Genomic DNA, 1,938 nt, shown 5'->3' with positions numbered 1-1,938 from the left:
GGAGGTGACCTTCCTGGCCGACCCGCACGGTATGTACGTGGTCCTGGAAGCCGATAAGCGCGCCCTCATGTTCGCGCCCGGCCGTGACGTCATGGACGCGATCCGGGTCGACTTCGCCACCTTCGAACAGGTCAACTGGGTGGACGTGGTCGGTCAGCGGCTGCGGCTGCTCGCCCGCTGATCGAGCCACCGGTGCGGGCCGGAATTGTCCGGACCGGCGAATTCGGTCGGCCTGCCGTTCAACTCGGCGTGCGACACTGCCGGATATGGTCGACCGGCCCCCGCCCGCGGCGCTACACTTCCCGGCAGCAACAGGCGGGCGCGCTGCCCGGCACGCTCGCCGCCCCGGACGGAACCACGCAGAAGCCGCAGGTCACACACCATCGGGCAGATGGGCGGGATTCGATCGGTGAATCGATATCGCCAGCGCCGCCGCGCTGTGGTTAGCTTTCGTGCCATGAGCACGCCGCACATCGTTGCCCCCGCCGAGTACCTTCCTCGCGACACCGCGGATGTCGTTCGCACCGTGCGGAATTCCCGTGACAAGGCCAGGCCGCTCACCATACACGGCGGCGACCCCGCCACCGACGGACTCTCCCTTCCCGACCAGCAGACCGTGGTATCGCTGCGCCGGATGAACGCGATCCTCGACCTCAACCTCGGCCGGCGGACCGTGCGGGTGCAGGCCGGGGCACGACTGTCGGATATCGACCGCCGCCTCGCCGCGCACGGACTGGGGCTGCCGGTCGTCGGCGACCACCGCGATATCACCGCGGGCGGCTTCGCCTCCGTCGGCGGCGTCGCCACCTCCTCACACCGCTACGGCCTGTTCATCGATCAGATCGCCGACCTCGAATACGTCGACACCGACGGCCGGATCGGCACCTGCGGCCGCACCCATCACACCGAGCGTTTCCACCGGATCCTCGGCGCGGGCGGGCGAGCCGGCATCATCACCGCGCTCACCCTCGACACGGTCGAGGTCGACAAGGACAACACCTGGCTGTCCACCGATTCGCATCGCTTCCTCGACTTCGACAGCTTCGTCGACTACGCCCACACCGAGGTCTGCCAACCCCGGGACGCGGTCCTGCAGGTCGGCCGCTGGGTCGACACCGCCCCGCTCAAAGTGTCCCGACCGGTCGGCGCCGGACAGGTACAACTCGGCACCGTCCGCTTCGGCCAGTGGTCCAGCCTCTACCCCACCGCCCCCACCCGCTCCCTGCGCGCCCGCCGCGAGGTCGGCAGCCGGGCCCGTAAATCACTGGGCGCCATCGCCTCGGCCACCGGCGGCAAGGCCGGCATGCCGGTCCGCAACGCCGCCGCGGGCGCGGTGATGTTCACGCCCAAGGTCCTCACCCTGCGCGACGCCGAATACCTGGCGGATACGGTCATCAGCTCGTCCGAACGCGGCCCGGCGTATCGGGTCGGGGTGTTCGCGCCGCTGTCCAACTACACCTCGGTGTTCTACCGCCTGCACGACCTGTTCAACGGGCACCGGGAACGGACCGGGTGCTTCACGGTCATCTCGGCCATGACCTACGGTGTGCGGTCGGAATACCTGCGAGCCGAATCGGCCGCACACAACCTCCCCGAAGCCGACCACGGTCTGATCACCTTCACCTGCCGGCTGCGTCCCTACGCGCTGCCGTCGGAGCAGCTGAACGATATCGTCACCGGAATCGACGAGATCTGCCGGTCGGAGAACAGCATGCGGTACGAGTCGACCGATTAGGTTTCGGGGGTGAGCCCACATGCCGAGGTGAGAACGTGACACCGCTCGCCTAGATGGGGAGGTGGCCTTGCTCGCGAAGGTGAGGAGATGACTCTGCTCGCCGAGGTGAGAAGGTGACCCCACCCGCCAAGGTGAGAAGGTGACCCCACCCGCCAAGGTTCTGTGTTTATTGGCGCGGCTCCGCCGCGCGGGGTTCGGCCCCC

Annotated in this window: 1 protein-coding gene and 1 pseudogene; both read left to right on the top strand. The window is 68.4% G+C overall.

What is annotated here, in order from left to right; genetic code table 11:
* Positions 1-181, top strand: a pseudogene (locus ACWDU1_RS31960) (sporulation protein); the annotation flags it as partial.
* Positions 182-457: 276 nt separating this feature from the next.
* Positions 458-1,735: an FAD-binding oxidoreductase gene (locus ACWDU1_RS31955; RefSeq protein ID WP_450004150.1), complete on the top strand. Its 1,278-nt coding sequence runs from the start codon at positions 458-460 to the stop codon at positions 1,733-1,735.
* Positions 1,736-1,938 lie beyond the last annotated feature (203 nt).

This window comes from Nocardia sp. NPDC003345, assembly GCF_053589395.1.
Note: the sequence above shows the minus strand (reverse complement) of the source record. Positions and strands in the feature narration are given on the sequence as shown.

Coding starts and splice junctions, on each gene's coding strand:
- ACWDU1_RS31955 (WP_450004150.1), top strand. CDS start 458: ATGAGCACGCCGCACATCGTTGCCCCCGCCGAGTACCTTCCTCGCGAC.